Raw genomic sequence first — 19,340 nt, 5'->3', positions numbered from 1 at the left:
ACATATTGATATCTTTCTTATCACAGATATTTTTCGTTAAAAGGCAAGAGTGCGGCTATCGAGGTGCTCACCCATTAATCCCCTTTTAAAAGCATGCCTTTTCCTCATATATTTCTGCGGCTGGTCTTCTGCCGTCAGGTTTTTTATCATGTTCTTTTCTGGCCACTGACGCGGCGCACCCATGCACGAAATTTTTACGATGATGCTGGCGGTCTATGATCGTGCGGCCCTGATGCTTATTTGCCTGTTTTTCCTCATTCGCCTGCGCCTGTTCCGCGAACTGTTGCATAAGTCGGCCCATACGCCGAAAGAGCTGCTGGCCGTGACCGCCATTTTCTCGCTGTTCGCCCTGTTCAGCACCTGGTCCGGCGTCCCGGTGGAAGGCTCGCTGGTAAACGTACGCATTATCGCCGTCATGTCCGGCGGGATCCTGTTTGGTCCGTGGGTAGGGGCAATTGTCGGGGTGATTGCCGGCGTACACCGCTACCTGATTGATATCGATGGCGTCACCGCCGTGCCCTGCTTTATCACCAGCATTGTCGCAGGCCTGCTGTCAGGATTGATTAACCGTAAAGTGGCCCGCGATCAACGGTGGAAAATCGGCATTCTGGCCGGCATGGTGTGTGAGACCCTGACCATGATTCTGGTGGTGGTCTGGGCGCCTTCCCTGAGCCTCGGCCTGGATATCGTCTCTAAAATTGGTATCCCGATGATCCTCGGCAGCGTCTGCATCGGTTTTATCGTGCTGCTGGTGCAGAGCGTGGAAGGGGAAAAGGAGGCCAGCGCGGCGCGGCAGGCAAAACTGGCGCTCGATATCGCTAACAAAACCCTGCCGCTGTTTCGTCACGTTAACAGCGATTCTCTGCGCCAGGTATGCGAGATTATCCGCCGCGACATTACCGCTGACGCGGTGGCGATCACCAATACCGAGCATGTGCTGGCCTACGTGGGCGTGGGGGAGGCCAACTATCAACACCACGACGATGTCATCAGCCCTACCACCCGGCAGGCGATTCGTTATGGGAAAATCATTATAAAAAACAATGATGAAGCCCACCGCACGCCGGAGATCCACTCCTTGATGGTGATCCCGCTGTGGGAAAAAGGGGTGGTGACCGGCACGCTAAAAATTTATTACTGCCACGCCCATCGCATCACTTCGACGCTGCAGGAGATGGCGATTGGCCTGTCGCAAATAATCTCCACCCAGCTGGAAGTCTCCCGCGCCGAACAGCTGCGCGAGATGGCCAACAAAGCGGAGCTGCGCGCCCTGCAAAGCAAAATTAACCCGCATTTTTTATTCAATGCCCTGAACGCGATCTCCTCCTCGATTCGCCTTAATCCGGACACCGCGCGCCAGCTCATTTTTAATCTGTCACGCTACCTGCGCTATAACATCGAATTAAAAGACGATGAGCAGATTGATATCAAACGAGAGCTGTATCAGATCAAAGATTATATCGCCATTGAACAGGCGCGATTCGGCGACAAGCTGACGGTCATCTATGATATTGACGACGACGTCAGCTGCGTGATCCCGAGCCTGCTTATCCAGCCGCTGGTGGAGAATGCCATCGTCCATGGTATCCAGCCCTGTAAAGGCAAGGGGGTGGTGACGATCGGCATTAACGAGTGCGGCAATCGGGTTCGCATCAGCGTTCGCGACACCGGCAACGGCATCGATCCCGCCGTGGTCGCTCGCGTGGAAGCCGACGAAATGCCGGGAAATAAAATCGGCCTGCTTAACGTTCATCACCGGGTGAAGCTCCTCTACGGCGAGGGGTTGCATATCCGCACCCTGACGCCAGGAACAGAAATCGCCTTTTATGTCCCCAATCAACACACGCCGCAGGCGCTGACGGAGTCTCTGTTGTCATGAGCGGAGAAAAGATGAAAGTTATTATTGTGGAAGATGAGTTTCTGGCTCAGCAGGAGCTCTCCTGGCTTATCAACACCCACAGCCAGATGGAGATCGTCGGCAGCTTTGACGATGGCCTGGACGTGCTGAAGTTTCTCCAGCACAACAAGGTCGATGCCATTTTTCTCGATATCAATATTCCGTCGCTGGACGGGGTTTTGCTGGCGCAAAACATCAGCCAGTTTGCCCATAAGCCTTTTATCGTTTTTATCACCGCGTGGAAAGAGCACGCCGTGGAAGCCTTTGAGCTGGAGGCGTTTGACTACATCCTGAAGCCCTACCAGGAGTCACGCATCATCAATATGCTACAAAAGCTAACCGCCGCCTGGCAGCAGCAAAATAACGTCGCTGCGGGAGCGACCAGCGCGGCGCCACGAGAAAACGACACCATCAATCTGATAAAAGATGAACGAATAATCGTCACCAGCATTCATGATATTTATTATGCCGAGGCGCATGAAAAGATGACGTTCGTCTATACCCGCCGGGAGTCATTCGTCATGCCAATGAACATCACCGAATTCTGCAGCAAACTGCCCACCGCACATTTCTTTCGCTGCCACCGCTCGTACTGCGTGAATCTCAGCAAGATCCGCGAAATTGAGCCGTGGTTTAACAATACCTATGTGCTGCGCCTGCGCGACCTTGAATTTCAGGTGCCGGTGAGCCGCAGTAAAGTGAAAGAGTTTCGCCAGCTGATGAATCTGTAGAGGCGGGAAGTCCCGCCATCCGGGCTACGACGGTAGCCCGGGAGGGATGCGCTTATAACACCTGGCCCAGCGTCTGACGCAGATGCGCGCCAGAGCCCAGCAGGCCCGGGTTTTCATGCACGATCAGGTAAACCGGAATATCCTGAACATAAGCTTTGAAACGGCCTTTGTCTTCAAAACCGCCGCGGAAGCCGGAGGCTTTAAAGAACTCCAGGAAGCGCGGCACGATGCCCCCGGCGATATACACGCCGCCAAAGGTCCCGAGAGTCAGCGCCAGGTTTCCGCCGAAGCGGCCCATAATGACGCAAAACAGCGACAGCGCCCGGCGACAGTCGGTACAACTGTCCGCCAGCGCTCGCTCGGTGACCTCGCGCGGCTGCAGGTTTTCCGGCAGGCGGCCATCAGACTTCACAATCGCGCGGTACAAATTGACCAGTCCGGGACCCGAGAGCACGCGTTCTGCGGAAACATGCCCCAGCTCGGCGCGCAGCTCTTCCAGAATAATCCCCTCTTCTTCGCTGTTCGGCGCAAAATCGACATGACCGCCTTCGCCCGGCAGGCTGACCCAGCGCTTGTCAACGTGCACCAGATGCGCCACGCCAAGCCCGGTTCCGGCGCCATAAACGGCGATCGGTTTGCCCGCTACCGGAGCGCTGCCGCCAAACTGAATGAGGTGCTCGGCTTTCAGCATCGGGATGGCCATGGAAACGGCGGTAAAATCGTTAATTATCTCCAGATGGGCAAAGCCAAGGTTGCGCTTCATTTCAGCGATGGAGAAGGCCCAGGTATGGTTGGTCATCGCTACCCAGTCGCCGGTGATCGGGCAGGCAATGGCGATACAGCCTTCGTTGACGGTCACCTGGTGCTCCTCCAGATAGACGCGCACCACCGCCTCCAGACTGGGATAATCGAGCCCGGAATAGGTCTTAGCACGAGAGATCTCTCCGCTCGCCAGATCACATAGCGCCAGGCGGGCGTTGGTCCCCCCGACATCTCCTACTAAAGCAAATTTTGTCATTCCGTTACGGCTCCGCTAAAGTCAAAATAATTCTTTTGGCACACTGTAAATTCATGGCGGCTTAACAACAACGTCCAACGCGCAGACGCCCCTTGTTTAGCGACATAGGTCACATTTAGTTTGTAATCTATGCAAGGTAGTCTGTAAACGACGCCGCGGGAATCAGACGCCGCCTTAACTTTATCGTTTCAGCACCATTTGCATCGACGGCCCCAGCCGACGAAGGCAAAGTAGTGCTTCAGAACTTTAACAAGGACATTTTCATGCTCCATCCTCGCGCCAGAACAATGCTGATCCTGTCGGTGCCGGCCATCCTGATAGGTATCGCCTGCAGTCTGCTCCTGATCGGCGCGATGAAGGTTGCCGCGCTGCTACAGCGCGTGCTGTGGAGCAATCTGCCCACCCAGTTGGGGATCAGCGCTGACAGCCCGCTATGGATTATCGCCATGCTCACGGCGACAGGGATCGCCGTGGGCCTGATAGTCCGCTACAGCCCAGGACACGCCGGGCCGGATCCGGCCACCGAATCGCTCATTGGCGCCCCCATTGCTACCGGCGCGCTGCCCGGACTCCTGGCCGCGCTGATCCTCGGCCTTGCCGGCGGCGTCAGTCTCGGCCCGGAGCATCCGATTATGGTGGTGAATATTGCGCTGGCCGTCGCCGTCGGTTCACGGCTGTTTCCGCGCGTCAGCTCGCTGGACTGGACCATCCTCGCGGCCTCAGGCACCATCGGCGCCCTCTTCGGCACCCCGGTGGCCGCCGCGCTGATTTTTTCGCAAACCCTCAACAGCAGCAACGAGTCGCCGCTATGGGATCGCCTTTTTGCGCCGCTGCTTGCCGCCGCCGCAGGCGCGCTGACGACCGGGCTGTTTTTCCATCCCCATTTCACGCTGCCGATCCCCCATTATGGCCAGATGCACTTCGTCGATATCATCAGCGGCATGATCGTCGCCCTGATTGCTATCGCCGTCGGCATGGTGGCCGTCTGGTGTCTGCCGCGCCTGCACGCCCTGATGCATCGTCTGAGAAATCCCATCCTGACGCTGGGCATCGGCGGGTTGCTGCTGGGGATCCTCGGGACCATTGGCGGCCCCTTAACGCTGTTTAAGGGGCTGGATGAGATGCAGCAGCTGGCTTTCAGTCAGACGCTAACCGCCGCGGATTTTCTGCTCATCGCGCTGGTCAAGCTGGCTGCGCTGGTGCTCGCCTCCGCCAGCGGCTTTCGCGGCGGGAGAATTTTCCCGGCGGTCTTCGTTGGGGTGGCGCTGGGGCTGATGCTGCATGCCCACGTGGATGCCGTGCCAGCGGCGATCACCGTCTCCTGCGCCATTCTCGGCATGGTGCTGGTCGTCACCCGCGACGGCTGGCTGAGCCTGTTTATGGCCGCCGTAGTGGTCCCGGATACGACGCTGCTGCCGCTGCTGTGCATTGTGATGCTCCCGGCCTGGCTGCTGCTGGCCGGGAGGCCGTTGATGATTGCTAAACGAACTGGCGACTAAACGCGGCTGTTTCGTTCCTCCAGCGCCTCCGTCACCGCACGCAGGAAATCGGGGATATCCATTTTCGGTAGCATCACTTCGACCAGGGTAAGGGTATCGGAGGTGATGCTTTCCGCCATCGCTTCCCGTAGCTCAGCCGTGTGCGTGACCCGCCAGCAGCGAGAAACAACGTCCGGGGCGAAAGCTTCCGGCAGCCGCTGCCAGTCCCACAGGGCGATGTCATTGTAGCGCTGCTCAGGGCCATGAATCGCCCGCTCCACGGTATACCCTTCGTTATTCAGCAACAGAATAAGCGGTTTTTGCTTATCGCGAAGCATAGAGCCCATCTCCTGAATCGTCAGTTGGGCGGCGCCATCGCCGACGATCAGCACCACCCGCCGCTCTGCCGCCGCGGTTTGCGCGCCATAGGCGGCCGGGAGGGTAAAACCAATCGACCCCCACAGCGGCTGAACGATCAGCGATGCCTCAGAGGGAAGCTTAAGCGCCGCGATGCCAAACGCCGCCGTCCCCTGATCGGCGAGGATAATATCGCCGGGGCGCAGCGCATCCTGCACTGTCGACCAGAAATTCTTCTGGGTTAACTCGCCTTCGCCCTCCTCTTCCACTTCCGGCGCCACGACCTGAGGCGCCGCCCACTCCGCCGCCAGCGGGGCGGAAAGCGTCATTAATGCAGCCAGAGCTTGATCCATCGGCACGCCGCTGAACCAGTGGTCGCCCACCCTGACGGCGAAGGGCTGGATCTCAATGGTCTTCTCCCGCGCCAGATGCTGGGTGAATCCCGCGGTGATAGTGTCGGTGAAGCGCGTACCAATGCAGATGATGGTGTCGGCGTTTTCAATCGCCTCCCGGGTCTGCGGGGCGCTGGCGATCCCGCTATAGGTCCCGACAAACCCGTTCAGCTGCTCATCGAACAACCCCTTGCCCATTAGCATGGTGGCGTGAGCGATGGGGGTTTTCGCCACCCACTCCCGGAGCGTGTTCTGCAGGCCATAGCGTTGCGCCAGGAAATCCGCCAGCAGAGAAATGCGTCGGCTGCCCCGCAGCAGGCGGCTGGCATGTTCGCGGAACCCGGCGAGCTGGTTTTCATCCGCCGGAGCAGGCTCCACCAGCAAGCCCTGGGCCGGGGCAATCGCTGCTGCTCTGGCGACATCGGCCGGCAGCATCAGATAGCCGGGCCGATGATGCGTCAGCATATCGCGCAGGACACGGTCGATCTCATGGCAGGCGTTGCCGGCGGTCAGCAGCGCCTGGCTGCAGGTGATCTGCTCGCTCATGCGGGCGAAATGGCGAAAATCGCCATCGCCGAGGGTATGGTGCAGCAGTTCGCCACGCTGCTGAGCGCCGGTAGAGGGCGCGCCGACGATATGCAATACCGGAATATGTTCCGCATAGCTACCCGCAATGCCGTTCAGCGCGCTCAGTTCGCCGACGCCGTAGGTGGTCAGCAGCGCACCGGCCCCTTTGATGCGCGCATATCCGTCAGCGGCATAGGCCGCATTCAGCTCGTTGGCGCAGCCGACCCACCCCAGGGCGCTGTGCGCGATGACGCGATCGAGAAACTGTAAGTTGTAATCTCCTGGTACGCCGAACAAGCGGTCAATACCGCAGTCAACGAGGCGATCCAGCAGATAATCCCCAATAGTGTAGGTCGGTTGCATGTCCATTATCCTCATTTTGGTGCAGGTGTAATTTGAGTATTGAATAAGCGATCCGCCTGTCCAGAAGGGGGACGATAAAGCCGGTGTAAAGCAATAGTTACGCCCAAAAAGCAGTGTACTCCATGCAGAACATTGATTAGTGTAAACGTATACACACCCTATTTTATCTGCGGAGGAAGAATGGTTTACCAGGCAAGCACCACGCGATATCAAACGATGGAGTATCGTCGCTGCGGGCGCAGCGGCCTTCAGCTCCCGGCGATTTCTCTCGGCCTGTGGCACAACTTTGGCGACGAAACGCGCGTGGAGATCAGCCGGCAGATGCTCCTGCACGCGTTTGACCTTGGCATAACTCATTTCGACCTCGCCAACAACTATGGGCCGCCGCCGGGTTCAGCAGAGAGCAATTTTGGCCGCATTCTGAAAGAGGCGCTCCAGCCCTATCGCGATGAGTTGATCATCTCCACCAAAGCGGGCTACACCATGTGGGACGGCCCGTACGGCGACTGGGGTTCACGCAAATATCTGGTGGCCAGTCTTAACCAGAGCCTGCAGCGCATGGGGCTGGAGTATGTCGATATTTTTTATCATCACCGCCCGGACCCGCAGACCCCACTGACGGAAACAATGCGTGCGCTCGATCATCTTGTCCGTCAGGGTAAAGCGCTGTACGTCGGGATCTCCAACTATCCGCTGGCCCAGGCGCAGGAGGCGGTGAAGATCCTTAACGACCTCGGTACGCCCTGCGTCATTCACCAGCCCCGCTATTCGATGTTCGAACGCAGTGCGGAAGAGGGGCTGCTGGATTTTCTGCAGACGGAAGGGGTGGGAAGTATAGCGTTTTCACCGCTGGCGGGCGGACAGCTTACCGATCGCTATCTGAACGGTATCCCGGCCGACTCTCGCGCCGCCAGCAGCAGTCGTTTTCTGCAGCCGGAGCAACTGACCGCCGCGCGATTAGAAAAAATTCGTCAGCTAAATACGATAGCGGAAGAGCGCGGGCAGAAGCTGTCGCAGATGGCGCTGGCCTGGGTTCTGCGCGAGGAGAAAGTGACCTCCGTGCTGATCGGCGCCAGCAAAACCGCGCAGCTGGATGATGCCGTCGGCATGCTGCAGAATCGCCATTTCAGCACCGAAGAGTGCGCGGCCATCGACGCCATCCTTGCGCTGTAAAGCAAATGTTACTTTAGCAAAAAGTGCTCTTTTCTGCGCTTTCGGAGTTCGTCCGATGCGGCGGGTCTTTACCGGCCCGTAATATCAGGTTAACAGGCCGCTTACGGCCCCGATCGTGAAGGAGAAGAGTATGTTCAGGTCACTGATTCTGGCAGCAGTACTGCTGGCCGCAGCGCCACTAGTCGCTAACGCTGGTGAAATCACCCTGCTGCCATCGGTAAAATTACAAATAGGCGATCGTGACAATTACGGTAACTACTGGGACGGTGGCGGCTGGCGCGACCGTGATTACTGGCGTCGTCACTATGAATGGCGTGATAACCGTTGGCATCGACATGACAACGGCTGGCACCGCGGCTGGGACAAGGGTAAAAATAAAGCCTGGGAGCGCGGCTATCGTGCTGGCTGGAGCGACCGCGACGACCACCGCGGCGGCTGGGGACGAGGCCCGGGCGGACGTGGCCATGGCCATGGTCATCACTAACAGACGAAAAGGGGAGCCCATTGGCTCCCCTGTGTTTTAACCAGCGCGGGTCACGAACTACGCCACGCCGAGCAGCGATCCCACAATTAACCAGCCGTTCAGACTCACCACAATGGCGACAATCACCCAGCCAGTGACTCTCACCCAGCGGGTATTCACCAGGTCGCCCATCAGTTGCGCATTGCTGGTAAATATCAGCAGCGGCACCAGAGCAAGCGCAATACCAAAGCTCAGCAGCACCTGACTCATCACCAGGATACGCGTAGGATCCAGCCCCAGCAGGATCACCACAAACGACGGCAGCATGGTGACCGCCCGGCGAAACCACAGCGGAATATGAAAGCGGATAAACCCCTGCATGACGACCTGCCCTGCCAGGGTACCCACTACCGTCGATGATAAACCTGCAGCGACCAGGCTCAGACCAAAGATGGTCGCCGCCGCGTGGCTCAGCAGTGGCTCCAGCGTTCTGTAAGCCTGATCGAGATCGGCGACGCCGGTATGGCCGTTGAAATGGAATGCCGCCGCGGCGGTCGCCATCATCGCCAGGTTGACAAACCCGGCAATGGTCATGGCGATCGCCACATCCCAGCGGGTCGCGTTATAGCGTTCTTTCCGCGTACCGCCGTGCAGATGCTGGGTAAGCGAGGAATGTAAGTAGATAACGTGCGGCATAATGGTCGCCCCCAGTACCCCGGCGGCTAAGAATACCGCCTCGCCGTTGGGCAGCGTAGGGATCACCAGCCCTTTTGTCAGGGGGGCCGGCGCGGGCTGAGAAAAGATCAACTCCACGACATAGGCCACAGCGACAAACAACAGCAGCCCGCCGATCACCTTCTCCAGCGGCTTTTGCCCGCGCCGCTGCAGCATCAGGATCAGGAAGGTCGCCACCCCGGTCAGCACCGCCCCCTGCAGAAGCGACACGCCCAGTACCAGCTTAAAGCCAATCGCAGCGCCGATAAATTCAGCCAGGTCGGTGGCCATCGCAATGATTTCCGCCTGCACCCAATAGAACCACACCACCGGTCGCGGGTAATGGTCACGGATCTGCTCGGCCAGATTTTTGCCGGTGGCAATGCCCAGTTTGGCAGAGAGCACCTGGATCAGCATCGCCATCAGGTTGGCCCATACCACGACCCACAGCAGCTGATAGCCAAAGCTGGCGCCAGCCTGAATGTTAGTGGCGAAATTACCGGGGTCGATATAGCCAATGGCAGCGACGAAAGCGGGCCCCATGAGGGCGAGCTTCACCTTGCGCGCGGCGCGACTACTGCTATTCTCAACGCGACTGCTAGTCATCTTCTGCCTCTGGAAATATAGCCTTTGCTATGTTTCATGCTATCAAAATGCGAATGATTATCAAGTTCATTTAAAATGGAGATAATGATTGCTGTGATAGGCGGGAACAATAGCTGGCCGGAAATGAAAAACGGGCGTTAGAACACGAGAGCGTGCCCAGTACTAAGAGTAGTACAAGAATGCAACTTTTAAAACCTTTACGTAACATAACAAAAGTGGATGTTTGATCACTATTTTTGCCATTGGTCACAGTTCCTTGCAATAGTGTGCAATTGATCTCGTTTTCTTTAAAGCCGTTGCATAGAATGTGCACGGAAATTTAACCTGCCTCATATTTGGAGCAACTATGGACCGCGTCTTGCATTTTGTCCTCGCGATCGTTGTGGTGGCTATACTGGCCCTGTTGGTCAGTCACGACCGTAAAAAGATCCGTATTCGTTATGTTGTTCAACTGCTTGTCATCGAAGTCCTGCTGGCCTGGTTCTTCCTGAACTCCGATATTGGTCTGGGTTTTGTGAAAGGCTTCTCTGAGATGTTTGAAAAGCTTCTCGGGTTTGCCAACGAAGGGACAAACTTCGTGTTCGGCAGCATGAACGATAAAGGTCTGGCCTTCTTCTTCCTTAAGGTTCTGTGCCCTATCGTCTTCATTTCCGCGTTGATCGGTATTTTGCAGCATATTCGTATCCTGCCGATTGTCATCCGCGCCATCGGTACCGTTCTGTCGAAAATCAACGGCATGGGCAAGCTGGAATCCTTCAACGCCGTGAGCTCGCTGATCCTCGGTCAGTCGGAAAACTTTATCGCCTATAAAGATATTCTCGGCAAAATGTCGCGCAACCGCATGTACACCATGGCGGCGACGGCGATGTCCACCGTGTCGATGTCGATCGTAGGCGCGTACATGACCATGCTGCAGCCGAAGTATGTCGTCGCGGCGCTGGTGCTCAACATGTTCAGCACCTTTATCGTTCTATCATTGATTAACCCGTACCGCGTGGAAGAGAGCGAAGAAAATCTGCAGATGTCGAATCTGCACGAAGGCCAGAGCTTCTTCGAAATGCTGGGCGAGTACATTCTGGCGGGCTTTAAAGTCGCGATTATCGTGGCGGCGATGCTGATCGGCTTCATCGCACTGATCTCGGCCCTGAACGCCCTGTTCGCCACCGTGACCGGCTGGTTCGGCTACAGCATCTCCTTCCAGGGGATCCTCGGCTATATCTTCTACCCGGTTGCCTGGGTGATGGGTGTGCCGGCAAGCGAAGCGCTGCAGGTGGGCAGTATTATGGCCACCAAGCTGGTCTCCAACGAATTCGTCGCCATGATGGATCTGCAGAAAATCGCCTCGACGCTCTCTCCGCGTGCGGAAGGCATTATCTCTATCTTCCTGGTCTCCTTCGCCAACTTCTCATCTATCGGCATCATCGCCGGGGCGATCAAAGGCTTGAACGAAGAACAGGGTAACGTGGTTTCTCGCTTCGGTCTGAAGCTGGTCTACGGCTCCACGCTGGTTAGCGTGCTGTCCGCTTCGATTGCGGCACTGGTTCTGTAACAGGCGCCTGTCATCTGAGCCGGGCAACGCCCGGCTTTTTTTTACCCGTCATTCGCCCAACGGCTGAGGCTTACCGACCAGGTAACCCTGCAGATAATTCACGCCCAGTTCCAGCAGGCGCGCTTTTTGCGGTTCGCTTTCGACATATTCCGCCACCACGCTCATCTGTTTCGCCCGCGCCATTTCGACAATCGATTTCACCATAATGGCGTCCAGCGGGTCCGTCAGAATATCGCGGACGAAGCAGCCGTCAATCTTAATGATATCGGCCTGCAGATGCTTCAGTCGTTCATAGTTCGCATAACCGGTGCCAAAGTCATCAATGGCGATAGCGCAGCCAAACGCGCGCAGCGCGTCGAGATTTTGCTGGCTGGTGTCGGCATTGGAGAAAGCCTGCTCTTCGGTCACCTCAATGGTGATAAGATCTGGCGAAATGCGATAGCGTTGAAAGAGCGCGATAATCTGCGCCGCGCTATCCTTTTGCATCAGGGTTGAAGGCAGCAGGTTGACCGAGAACCGCTGGCCGGGATGCTGATGGAGCGAACTGAACAGGGTCTCCAGCACCAGCATGTCAAAACGCTGGCTGAGGTTAAACTGCACAATCAGCGGAATAAACTGATCCGGCATAATGACGCTATCGCCACAGCGCATGCGCGTGAGGATCTCATGATAGCCCTCCCCCTCCGCGTTTTGAATCGGTTGCGCATAGAGCACCAGCGCCCGCTCTTTGAGAACCTGCTTGACGCGCATCAGGAGGCGTACCTGCTCGGTGGTTTGATCCACCACCAGCTCCTGCTCCTCATCCAACGCCAGTACCCGGCGTTCACTGCCCGCCTGTTCGGAAAGCCAGCTGAGCTGGCCCAGCATCTGGTGCAGCGTCTCACCCTGACCGTCATCACGGCTCCATGCCGCGCCAAACTCAAGATCCAGCGGCTGATTATGCCAGCTGAACTTTTTGTGGTTGAGGATGGCGACCATATGGTTTAGCCGCGCCGCAGGGTCCGGCCCGTCAAGCACGAGGATCAATTCGCTGCCGGGAACCTGGAAGACTTTATCCGTTGCCCCCAACAGCGGCTGAAGCGCCCGGATGATTTGCCGTTTACAGTCCACCCCCATCATTAGCCCATAATGTCGGCTAAGAAAATCGAGATTATCGATACGCAAGCTGCAGATAGCCTGCAGAGGACTACTCTGTAAATGGCTCACCAGCGCGCGCAGATTAGGTAAGCCCGTCAGCGGATCCTCTTCCGCCTGGCTACGCCAGCGGCGTTTATTGCGATCGCTACGGGCATAGGTGTCTGCCATATAAAACAAACAGATAGTGAAGGAGATCAGGACCGACAGCACAAAGGATAATGAATACTCGCTTTGGACGCCCTGGAGAAAGTTTTTATTATACACCACCAGCAAAAAGGCTGAGACAGACCATGAAATACGCAGCAGCGCATGACCAATCCGGCTAATCCCGATAAAGTAGACAATAAATATCACCGGAACTAAATAACCGGCAATAAATTCAGACTGATACGGCGCACACAGTAAAGTTAATAAAAGCGCCAGCGAGATAAACCAATATAGGGTAAAAGAACGATGTTTGGGTGCCAGCCATGGTAAACATTCCTGACGCCAGAAACGTCGGGCATAGTGCGGACTGATAATCATCCGCATTGGATAATAAAGAAACGTCGTAAAAATTAATGCCGCGCTGATTAAACTTTGGATATCTATTACGGTATAAATCAACGGCATACTACCAAAGTAACTGGTAATAGATAATGGAAACGCAAAATATTGCCCGGCAAGGTACATGGTGATTTTCAACAGCACCGGCGCGAAGAAGCCGCCCCAGAAGATCCGCGCCCCCATATGTTTCGCCGTGGGGCCACATCGCCAGCGCTTGCCCACCATCAGGCGTAAAACAGCGCAGGAGACAAACACAGCAAACAGCTGACAAAAGAGCAGAATAAGCGCCTGTGACAGCGTTAATTCAATGAGAAAGCTATTGGTAATGGCAAACGCGAGAATTAATGGTGCGATCGCATAGCGGCCAAAGATAAAAATAACAGAAAACATCACGCTGATTGGTAGCCAGGCAATATAAATAAGATTGCCATCAATAACCGTTTGCGGTGAAATAAAACGAGCCAGCGGAATAGCGACTAAACTGACGAGAAAGGCCAACAGAGTTTTTTTGATATTAATGTTAATTTTATCAAGCATTATTGTTAATTAAAACTCCGGCAACCTCATTACGTTTAATGGGGGAAATGTTATGTTGCTTATTTAGGGCAGGCAAGGTGAATTATCAGGAAAAAGTCTGAAATTACTTTCGATTTTAATAGCTGGAGATTAACTGACTTAACCAGAAAGTGCTTTACATGAAAACAGCTAAAAACAAAAACCCCCGCCGAGGCGAGGGTTCTGAATTTTGGTGGAGCTAAGCGGGATCGAACCGCTGACCTCTTGCATGCCATGCAAGCGCTCTCCCAGCTGAGCTATAGCCCCACAGGACCTCTTTACGAACCAAATCTGCTGGGTGCAGAATTTGGTGGAGCTAAGCGGGATCGAACCGCTGACCTCTTGCATGCCATGCAAGCGCTCTCCCAGCTGAGCTATAGCCCCGTAACGTAAAGCGTGTCGTGTTGACGGGCGGCATAATATGAATTCCTCGCTCAGGTGTCAACGGCAAAATTATCCTTCGCAATTCAATCGCTGAAAAAGCAGGCAACTTGCTGACATTGCGAGCCTTATCGCAGCCAGAAGTTAAACAGGTCACTTTTTCACGTAAAAGGATGCTATAACATGTGCAGCTAATTCCCATACATTTACTCAGGAAATAGTATGCTCAAGGAACGAATGACACCTGAAGAAATCGCCCACCTGACCGGCTACAGCCGGCAAACTATCAATAAGTGGGTGCGGAAAGAAGGCTGGCAAACCTCTCCGCGGCCTGGCGTCCAGGGTGGCAAAGCGCGGCTGGTCCATGTCAATGAGCAAGTCAGGGAGTTTATCCGCAGCGCTCAGCGCGTGGCAGAGACACCAGGCGCCTATTCTACCCACGACAGCGATCTGGAATCGCTGCTGCTGACCCTTAGCAAAGAGCTCACTCCCAGCGAGCAGAAGCAGCTGATGTCGCTGTTGCTGCGCGAAGGGATCACCGGGTTACTACTTCGGTTAGGGATCCGCGATCGGTAAAGCATGATGAAACTGAAAGATAAAATGACACCCGCAGAGCTCGCCGACTGCCTGGGACTGGCCAGACAAACGATCAATCGCTGGGTTCGCGAGCAAAAATGGCGCACGGAAGCGATACCCGGCGTCAAAGGAGGACGCGCGCGACTGGTGGTCATCGACAAACCGGTGCTCGAATTTCTGACCAATGCGCCTGCCAGGCGCCATCTGTTTACCGACAATCATTTGGCGGAATCGCCCGGCGCTTATCTGGTCAATGAGGCTGACGTGGTCTGGCGGCAAATCACGGAAACCCTGCAACTGATGACTCCGGCCGAACAGCTGCAGCTTCGCGATCTGCTGGCCCGGGAAGGGATTAGCGGCTTTCTTGCCCGCCTCGGCATCGCCAGCCCGGCGTAACAGACAAAAAAACGGCAGGAGTAACCTGCCGTTGTTTCATCCACGTCCCAATCAGGACGCCTGACCTTCACGTTCAGCGATAAAAGCCAGCGCTTTGTTGATACGCTCAACGCTACGGGATTTACCGATAGCGTGGACGGTGACGTCAAGCGCAGGAGACTGCCCTGCCCCGGTAACCGCCACGCGCAGCGGCATGCCGACTTTACCCATGCCGACTTCCAGCTCATCAGCGGTTGCCTGAATTGCATGGTGGACGTTCTCCGCTGTCCAGTCGCCGATCGCCGCCAGCTTGTCGCGAACCACTTCCAGCGGCTGACGCGCCACCGGACGCAGATGTTTCTTCGCCGCATCGGCGTCGAACTCATCGAACTCTTCATAGAAGTAGCGGCAGCTCTGAGCAATCTCTTTCAGCGTTTTGCAACGCTCGCCCAGCAGTTTCACCAGCTCGGCCAGCTGTGGGCCATTACGGGTATCGATATTTTCCTGCTCGATGTGCCACTGCAGATGCGTCGCCACGTATTCCGCCGGCAGCGTATTGATGTAGTGATGGTTCAGCCACAGCAGTTTGTCGGTGTTGAACGCACTCGCGGATTTGCTGACCGCCCCCAGCGAAAAGAACTCGATCATCTCTTCGCGGGTGAAGATCTCCTGATCGCCATGGGACCACCCCAGACGTACCAGATAGTTAAGCAGCGCTTCCGGCAGGTAGCCGTCGTCACGATACTGCATCACGCTCACCGCACCGTGGCGTTTGGACAGTTTTTTACCGTCATCGCCGTTGATCATCGACACGTGGGCGTAAACCGGCACCGGCGCATTCAGCGCTTTGAGGATGTTGATCTGGCGCGGTGTGTTGTTGATATGATCTTCACCACGGATCACATGGGTGATCGCCATATCCCAGTCATCTACCACCACGCAGAAGTTATAGGTCGGGGAACCATCGGTACGACGAATGATCAGATCGTCCAGCTCCTGGTTGCTGAACTCGATAGGTCCGCGGATCTGATCGTCAAAGATCACCGACCCTTCCTGCGGGTTGGCAAAACGCACCACGCACGGCTCATCGTCGGCATGATGCTCGTGGCTATGGCGGCAGCGGCCATCGTAACGCGGCTTCTCACCGTTCGCCATTTGCTCTTCGCGCAGCGCTTCCAGACGCTCTTTCGAGCAATAACATTTATAAGCGGTGCCAGCTTCCAGCATCTCATCGATCACGTTGTTATAACGGTCGAAACGTTTGGTCTGGTAATAAGGGCCCTCATCCCATTGCAGATTCAGCCAGTTCATGCCATCCATGATGGCTTCAATTGCTTCCGGGGTGGAGCGTTCGAGATCGGTGTCTTCAATACGCAGCACAAACTCACCGCCGTGGTTACGAGCAAAAAGCCAGGAATAGAGAGCAGTACGCGCACCGCCAACGTGCAGATAGCCTGTTGGGCTTGGCGCGAAGCGAGTTTTGATTTTCATGAATTGGCCTTACGTTTAATAAAGATGCCGATAGCCGGCAATGTCCGGTGGAAATTATGGGTCAATATTCTAACACCGTGGGCTGATTCCTCAATGTTGATCCCGTCGGAACGTCACGGTTTGCCATTTTTGTTTATAAATCATGCTACGCCGCCGGTTTTACGATCGCTTTGTTTAATTTTACGACGAACGAACGAATTCTTTAGAAAAGGCGTTGACTCATTTTCAACTCTCCCTATAATGCGACTCCACACAGCGGGGGTGATTAGCTCAGCTGGGAGAGCACCTCCCTTACAAGGAGGGGGTCGGCGGTTCGATCCCGTCATCACCCACCACTACTTAACGTAGTCTCCGCCGTGTAGAACAGAAAATTGAGAAGTGGGTGATTAGCTCAGCTGGGAGAGCACCTCCCTTACAAGGAGGGGGTCGGCGGTTCGATCCCGTCATCACCCACCACTTTCTCGCCAGCTGGATTTTCTGTCAAAATGTGAAGTACCGAAGTGGGTGATTAGCTCAGCTGGGAGAGCACCTCCCTTACAAGGAGGGGGTCGGCGGTTCGATCCCGTCATCACCCACCACTTCGGGTCGTTAGCTCAGTTGGTAGAGCAGTTGACTTTTAATCAATTGGTCGCAGGTTCGAATCCTGCACGACCCACCAATGTAAAAAGGCGCCCTAAAGGCGCCTTTTTGCTATGCGCAGTTTGCGGTCTTGCCGCGAGTTCCCCCGCAGCACTCCCCCTGTCAGCGCTGATACAGCGGATCTTCCACCCTCGCAGCGGTTAAATTTGCCCCTTCTTCACGCACAATTTCCCATAACGCCTGAGCGGCGGTCGACAGCGAGCGATTTTTCCGGCATGCCAGCATCAACTGCCGCTCCATCACCGGGGTCAGCCGCTTCACCGTCAGATGGCTCCCCTGCGGTAACGGCAGCGCCAGCGCCGGCAGAACGCTGATGCCAATTCCCGATTCTACCATCGGAAACAGCGTTGCCGGGTGACCAATCTCCTGCACAATGTTCGCCCGGATAGCCAGCCGGCTAAGGGCCGCATCAATCAGCGGACGGCTGCCGGAGGCATAGTCCTGCAGGATCAGTCTCTCATCCTGCAGCGCTTGCCACGGCACCTCCGTCAGGCCGGCAAAAGGATGATCCTCCCGGCAAAGCAGCAAAAAAGGTTCCGCCAGGACCACTTCACACTGCAGATCTGCCGCCGGGCCGGGGTCGATCACAATGCCGAAATCCACTTCCCCATGGCGAATACTCTCCAGCACCCACTGCTGGGGCCGATCGTGCAACACAAAATCGATATCAGGATAACGACGGTTGCTGTGAGCAATACACTGCGGAATCAGGTGGGCGGAAATCGTCTGACTGGCGGCGACCTTGACGGTACCGCTCATCTGCTGGCCGACGCGCCCGGCGTCGCGCAGGGTAATCGTCAACTCATCGAGCAAACGCTCCAGCCGCCCCGCCAGCTGCTGACCCGCTTCGGTGAGCACGACTTCGCGAGTGGTACGGTCGAGTAACCGAACGCCGGTCTGATGCTCCAGCTCTTTGACGCTATGGCTGACGGCCGACTGACTTAAGCCAATCATCTCCCCTGCCCGGCTGAAGCTTCTGGCCCGGGCGACGGTGACGAATACTTTTAACTGACGCAGAGAGTAATTCATCTTTTTTATTCATGAATAGATGCAATAAATCAATTTTATTTCTCAAATGAAAAAAAGCACAATAGCGCATCTCTTTTCAGGAGCGTTTATGAAACTTTTCCGCATTCTCGATCCGTTTACGGCAACCCTGGTCACCGTTGTCCTGCTGGCCTCATTCTTCCCCGCCCGTGGCGCTTTCGTTCCCTTCTTTGAACATCTGACCACCGCCGCCATTGCCCTGCTGTTTTTTATGCACGGCGCTAAACTCTCCCGGGAAGCGATTATCGCCGGCGGCAGCCACTGGCGTTTGCATCTGTGGGTGATGTGCAGCACCTTTATACTCTTCCCGGTACTCGGGGTTCTGTTTGCCTGGTGGGCGCCGGTGAATGTCGATCCGATGCTCTACAGCGGCTTTATCTATCTGTGCATTCTGCCGGCCACCGTGCAATCCGCTATCGCCTTTACTTCGCTGGCCGGAGGCAACGTCGCGGCGGCGGTGTGCTCAGCCTCGGCCTCCAGCCTGCTGGGGATCTTTGTTTCACCGCTGCTGGTGGGCGTCCTGATGAACCTTCATGGCGCAGGCGGCAGCCTCGAGCAGGTCGGTAAAATCATGCTGCAGCTGCTGCTGCCTTTCGTACTCGGTCACTTATCACGGCCGTGGATCGGCAACTGGGTGGCGAAGCATAAGAAGTGGATTGGTAAGACCGACCAGACCTCGATTCTGCTGGTGGTTTACTCCGCCTTTAGCGAGGCAGTGGTGAATGGCATCTGGCATAAAGTCGGTCTGGGATCGCTGCTGTTTATCGTGGTGGTCAGCCTGGTGCTGCTGGCCATTGTCATCGCCGTTAACGTGTTCGTCGCCCGCCGCTGCGGCTTTAACAAAGCCGATGAGATTACCATCGTCTTTTGCGGTTCGAAAAAGAGTCTGGCCAACGGCATCCCGATGGCCAATATTCTCTTCCCAACCTCCATCCTCGGTATCATGGTGCTGCCGCTGATGATCTTCCACCAAATCCAGCTGATGGTCTGCGCGGTGCTGGCGCGGCGCTACAAGCAGCAAACCGATGCGCGTCTCGCTGAGGAAAAGGCCAACGCCGCCAAAGCTTAACGCGCTTTCTTCAGGGGCTGAACCAGATCGCTCAGCCCCTCGGTTTTAATCAGCAGGGTCAACGCCATCAGCTCGCCGAGATGGCCGGCAGGAAACTGATCCTTACGCGCAAACCACAGTAAATACTCTTCCGGGACATCGATTAAACGACGTCCCTTGTATTTACCGAACGGCATCTCAGTATTGGCTATTTCGACCAGCTGCGCTTTATCCACG

General features: G+C 55.9%; 16 protein-coding genes, 6 tRNA genes and 1 pseudogene. 13 read left to right on the top strand and 10 right to left on the bottom strand.

The annotated features are described in order from the left end of the window. Positions 1-113 precede the first annotated feature (113 nt). Positions 114-183, bottom strand: a pseudogene (locus DTA24_RS29030) (hypothetical protein); the annotation flags it as partial. Here DTA24_RS29030 and DTA24_RS07495 point away from each other — a divergent pair. After that, entirely contained in the window at positions 182-1,879 is a 1,698-nt protein-coding gene (locus DTA24_RS07495) for a sensor histidine kinase (RefSeq protein ID WP_012540955.1), read from the top strand. The pseudogene DTA24_RS29030 and the gene DTA24_RS07495 overlap by 2 nt on opposite strands. 11 nt (positions 1,880-1,890) lie before the next feature. Continuing rightward, positions 1,891-2,628, top strand: coding sequence for a LytR/AlgR family response regulator transcription factor (locus DTA24_RS07490; RefSeq protein WP_012967486.1), 738 nt, complete (start codon positions 1,891-1,893; stop codon positions 2,626-2,628). Between the two features lie 52 nt (positions 2,629-2,680). On the opposite strand, the gene glk is transcribed toward DTA24_RS07490, so the two are convergent. Beyond that, on the bottom strand, positions 2,681-3,646 hold the full coding sequence (glk, locus tag DTA24_RS07485) for a glucokinase (RefSeq protein WP_012540954.1): 966 nt from the start codon (positions 3,644-3,646) through the stop codon (positions 2,681-2,683). Positions 3,647-3,909: 263 nt separating this feature from the next. On the opposite strand from glk, the gene DTA24_RS07480 reads away from it, so the two are divergent. Next, positions 3,910-5,145 (top strand): ion channel protein, encoded by a 1,236-nt coding sequence (locus tag DTA24_RS07480; RefSeq protein ID WP_048331132.1) that lies wholly within the window; start codon positions 3,910-3,912, stop codon positions 5,143-5,145. Here DTA24_RS07480 and DTA24_RS07475 read toward each other — a convergent pair. Then, positions 5,142-6,803 (bottom strand): alpha-keto acid decarboxylase family protein, encoded by a 1,662-nt coding sequence (locus DTA24_RS07475; RefSeq protein WP_123836625.1) that lies wholly within the window; start codon positions 6,801-6,803, stop codon positions 5,142-5,144. The genes DTA24_RS07480 and DTA24_RS07475 overlap by 4 nt on opposite strands. 180 nt (positions 6,804-6,983) lie before the next feature. On the opposite strand from DTA24_RS07475, the gene mgrA reads away from it, so the two are divergent. Together mgrA and DTA24_RS07465 are read left to right on the top strand one after the other, a co-directional pair. Then, the gene (mgrA, locus tag DTA24_RS07470; protein WP_012967483.1) at positions 6,984-7,976 is read left to right on the top strand and encodes an L-glyceraldehyde 3-phosphate reductase; all 993 of its coding nucleotides are present in this window, start codon (positions 6,984-6,986) and stop codon (positions 7,974-7,976) included. 130 nt (positions 7,977-8,106) lie between these two features. Next, complete coding sequence (locus DTA24_RS07465) at positions 8,107-8,460, top strand: DUF2502 domain-containing protein (RefSeq protein ID WP_008803887.1); 354 nt, start codon at positions 8,107-8,109, stop codon at positions 8,458-8,460. Positions 8,461-8,517: 57 nt separating this feature from the next. On the opposite strand, the gene DTA24_RS07460 is transcribed toward DTA24_RS07465, so the two are convergent. Beyond that, positions 8,518-9,759 (bottom strand): Nramp family divalent metal transporter, encoded by a 1,242-nt coding sequence (locus DTA24_RS07460; RefSeq protein ID WP_123836624.1) that lies wholly within the window; start codon positions 9,757-9,759, stop codon positions 8,518-8,520. Between the two features lie 346 nt (positions 9,760-10,105). Between DTA24_RS07460 and nupC the strand changes: the two genes are divergently transcribed. Then, the gene (nupC, locus tag DTA24_RS07455; protein WP_012540950.1) at positions 10,106-11,308 is read left to right on the top strand and encodes a nucleoside permease NupC; all 1,203 of its coding nucleotides are present in this window, start codon (positions 10,106-10,108) and stop codon (positions 11,306-11,308) included. A 48-nt stretch (positions 11,309-11,356) separates the two neighbouring features. On the opposite strand, the gene DTA24_RS07450 is transcribed toward nupC, so the two are convergent. The 3 genes from DTA24_RS07450 to DTA24_RS07440 all read right to left on the bottom strand — a co-directional run bounded on the left by DTA24_RS07450 (position 11,357) and on the right by DTA24_RS07440 (position 13,930). After that, positions 11,357-13,528: an EAL domain-containing protein gene (locus tag DTA24_RS07450; protein ID WP_023340589.1), complete on the bottom strand. Its 2,172-nt coding sequence runs from the start codon at positions 13,526-13,528 to the stop codon at positions 11,357-11,359. 209 nt (positions 13,529-13,737) lie between these two features. Further along, a tRNA-Ala gene (locus tag DTA24_RS07445) sits at positions 13,738-13,813 on the bottom strand. A gap of 41 nt (positions 13,814-13,854) precedes the next feature. Then, positions 13,855-13,930 (bottom strand) — tRNA-Ala (locus DTA24_RS07440). Between the two features lie 219 nt (positions 13,931-14,149). On the opposite strand from DTA24_RS07440, the gene DTA24_RS07435 reads away from it, so the two are divergent. Beyond that, on the top strand, positions 14,150-14,503 hold the full coding sequence (locus DTA24_RS07435) for a YfeC-like transcriptional regulator (RefSeq protein WP_008803883.1): 354 nt from the start codon (positions 14,150-14,152) through the stop codon (positions 14,501-14,503). A gap of 3 nt (positions 14,504-14,506) precedes the next feature. Continuing rightward, positions 14,507-14,899 (top strand): MerR family transcriptional regulator, encoded by a 393-nt coding sequence (locus tag DTA24_RS07430; protein ID WP_023340590.1) that lies wholly within the window; start codon positions 14,507-14,509, stop codon positions 14,897-14,899. A 51-nt stretch (positions 14,900-14,950) separates the two neighbouring features. On the opposite strand, the gene gltX is transcribed toward DTA24_RS07430, so the two are convergent. Then, positions 14,951-16,369 carry a glutamate--tRNA ligase gene (gene gltX, locus DTA24_RS07425; RefSeq protein WP_123836623.1) on the bottom strand — a complete coding sequence of 473 codons (1,419 nt, stop codon included), beginning with the start codon at positions 16,367-16,369 and terminating at the stop codon, positions 14,951-14,953. 259 nt (positions 16,370-16,628) lie between these two features. On the opposite strand from gltX, the gene DTA24_RS07415 reads away from it, so the two are divergent. The 4 genes from DTA24_RS07415 to DTA24_RS07400 all read left to right on the top strand — a co-directional run bounded on the left by DTA24_RS07415 (position 16,629) and on the right by DTA24_RS07400 (position 17,027). Further along, a tRNA-Val gene (locus DTA24_RS07415) sits at positions 16,629-16,704 on the top strand. 45 nt (positions 16,705-16,749) lie between these two features. Next, positions 16,750-16,825, top strand: a tRNA-Val gene (locus DTA24_RS07410). A gap of 46 nt (positions 16,826-16,871) precedes the next feature. After that, positions 16,872-16,947 (top strand) — tRNA-Val (locus DTA24_RS07405). A 4-nt stretch (positions 16,948-16,951) separates the two neighbouring features. Then, positions 16,952-17,027: transfer RNA gene (locus tag DTA24_RS07400), tRNA-Lys, on the top strand. Positions 17,028-17,110: 83 nt separating this feature from the next. Here DTA24_RS07400 and DTA24_RS07395 read toward each other — a convergent pair. Continuing rightward, positions 17,111-18,037 (bottom strand): LysR family transcriptional regulator, encoded by a 927-nt coding sequence (locus tag DTA24_RS07395; protein WP_008803880.1) that lies wholly within the window; start codon positions 18,035-18,037, stop codon positions 17,111-17,113. 88 nt (positions 18,038-18,125) lie between these two features. Here DTA24_RS07395 and DTA24_RS07390 point away from each other — a divergent pair, with 88 nt between their 5' ends. Continuing rightward, a complete protein-coding gene (locus tag DTA24_RS07390; RefSeq protein WP_008803879.1) occupies positions 18,126-19,124 on the top strand; it encodes a bile acid:sodium symporter family protein in 999 nt (332 codons plus the stop codon). Here DTA24_RS07390 and DTA24_RS07385 read toward each other — a convergent pair. Next, entirely contained in the window at positions 19,121-19,339 is a 219-nt protein-coding gene (locus DTA24_RS07385; protein WP_002913440.1) for a DUF3820 family protein, read from the bottom strand. The two genes, DTA24_RS07390 and DTA24_RS07385, sit on opposite strands and share 4 nt — an antisense overlap. Position 19,340: the final 1 nt, after the last annotated feature.

The organism is Klebsiella sp. P1CD1 (assembly GCF_003790505.1).
In the GTDB taxonomy this organism is placed as follows: domain Bacteria; phylum Pseudomonadota; class Gammaproteobacteria; order Enterobacterales; family Enterobacteriaceae; genus Klebsiella; species Klebsiella variicola.
This window is presented reverse-complemented; position numbering and strand designations above follow the sequence as displayed.

Bases quoted from the DNA above. Each gene is read 5' to 3' on its own strand.
- gltX (WP_123836623.1), bottom strand. From the start codon at position 16,369: ATGAAAATCAAAACTCGCTTCGCGCCAAGCCCAACAGGCTATCTGCAC.
- DTA24_RS07390 (WP_008803879.1), top strand. From the start codon at position 18,126: ATGAAACTTTTCCGCATTCTCGATCCGTTTACGGCAACCCTGGTCACC.
- DTA24_RS07495 (WP_012540955.1), top strand. From the start codon at position 182: ATGCACGAAATTTTTACGATGATGCTGGCGGTCTATGATCGTGCGGCC.
- DTA24_RS07395 (WP_008803880.1), bottom strand. From the start codon at position 18,037: ATGAATTACTCTCTGCGTCAGTTAAAAGTATTCGTCACCGTCGCCCGG.
- DTA24_RS07430 (WP_023340590.1), top strand. From the start codon at position 14,507: ATGATGAAACTGAAAGATAAAATGACACCCGCAGAGCTCGCCGACTGC.
- DTA24_RS07460 (WP_123836624.1), bottom strand. From the start codon at position 9,759: ATGACTAGCAGTCGCGTTGAGAATAGCAGTAGTCGCGCCGCGCGCAAG.
- DTA24_RS07465 (WP_008803887.1), top strand. From the start codon at position 8,107: ATGTTCAGGTCACTGATTCTGGCAGCAGTACTGCTGGCCGCAGCGCCA.
- glk (WP_012540954.1), bottom strand. From the start codon at position 3,646: ATGACAAAATTTGCTTTAGTAGGAGATGTCGGGGGGACCAACGCCCGC.
- DTA24_RS07450 (WP_023340589.1), bottom strand. From the start codon at position 13,528: ATGCTTGATAAAATTAACATTAATATCAAAAAAACTCTGTTGGCCTTT.
- mgrA (WP_012967483.1), top strand. From the start codon at position 6,984: ATGGTTTACCAGGCAAGCACCACGCGATATCAAACGATGGAGTATCGT.
- DTA24_RS07490 (WP_012967486.1), top strand. From the start codon at position 1,891: ATGAAAGTTATTATTGTGGAAGATGAGTTTCTGGCTCAGCAGGAGCTC.
- DTA24_RS07480 (WP_048331132.1), top strand. From the start codon at position 3,910: ATGCTCCATCCTCGCGCCAGAACAATGCTGATCCTGTCGGTGCCGGCC.
- nupC (WP_012540950.1), top strand. From the start codon at position 10,106: ATGGACCGCGTCTTGCATTTTGTCCTCGCGATCGTTGTGGTGGCTATA.
- DTA24_RS07475 (WP_123836625.1), bottom strand. From the start codon at position 6,803: ATGCAACCGACCTACACTATTGGGGATTATCTGCTGGATCGCCTCGTT.
- DTA24_RS07435 (WP_008803883.1), top strand. From the start codon at position 14,150: ATGCTCAAGGAACGAATGACACCTGAAGAAATCGCCCACCTGACCGGC.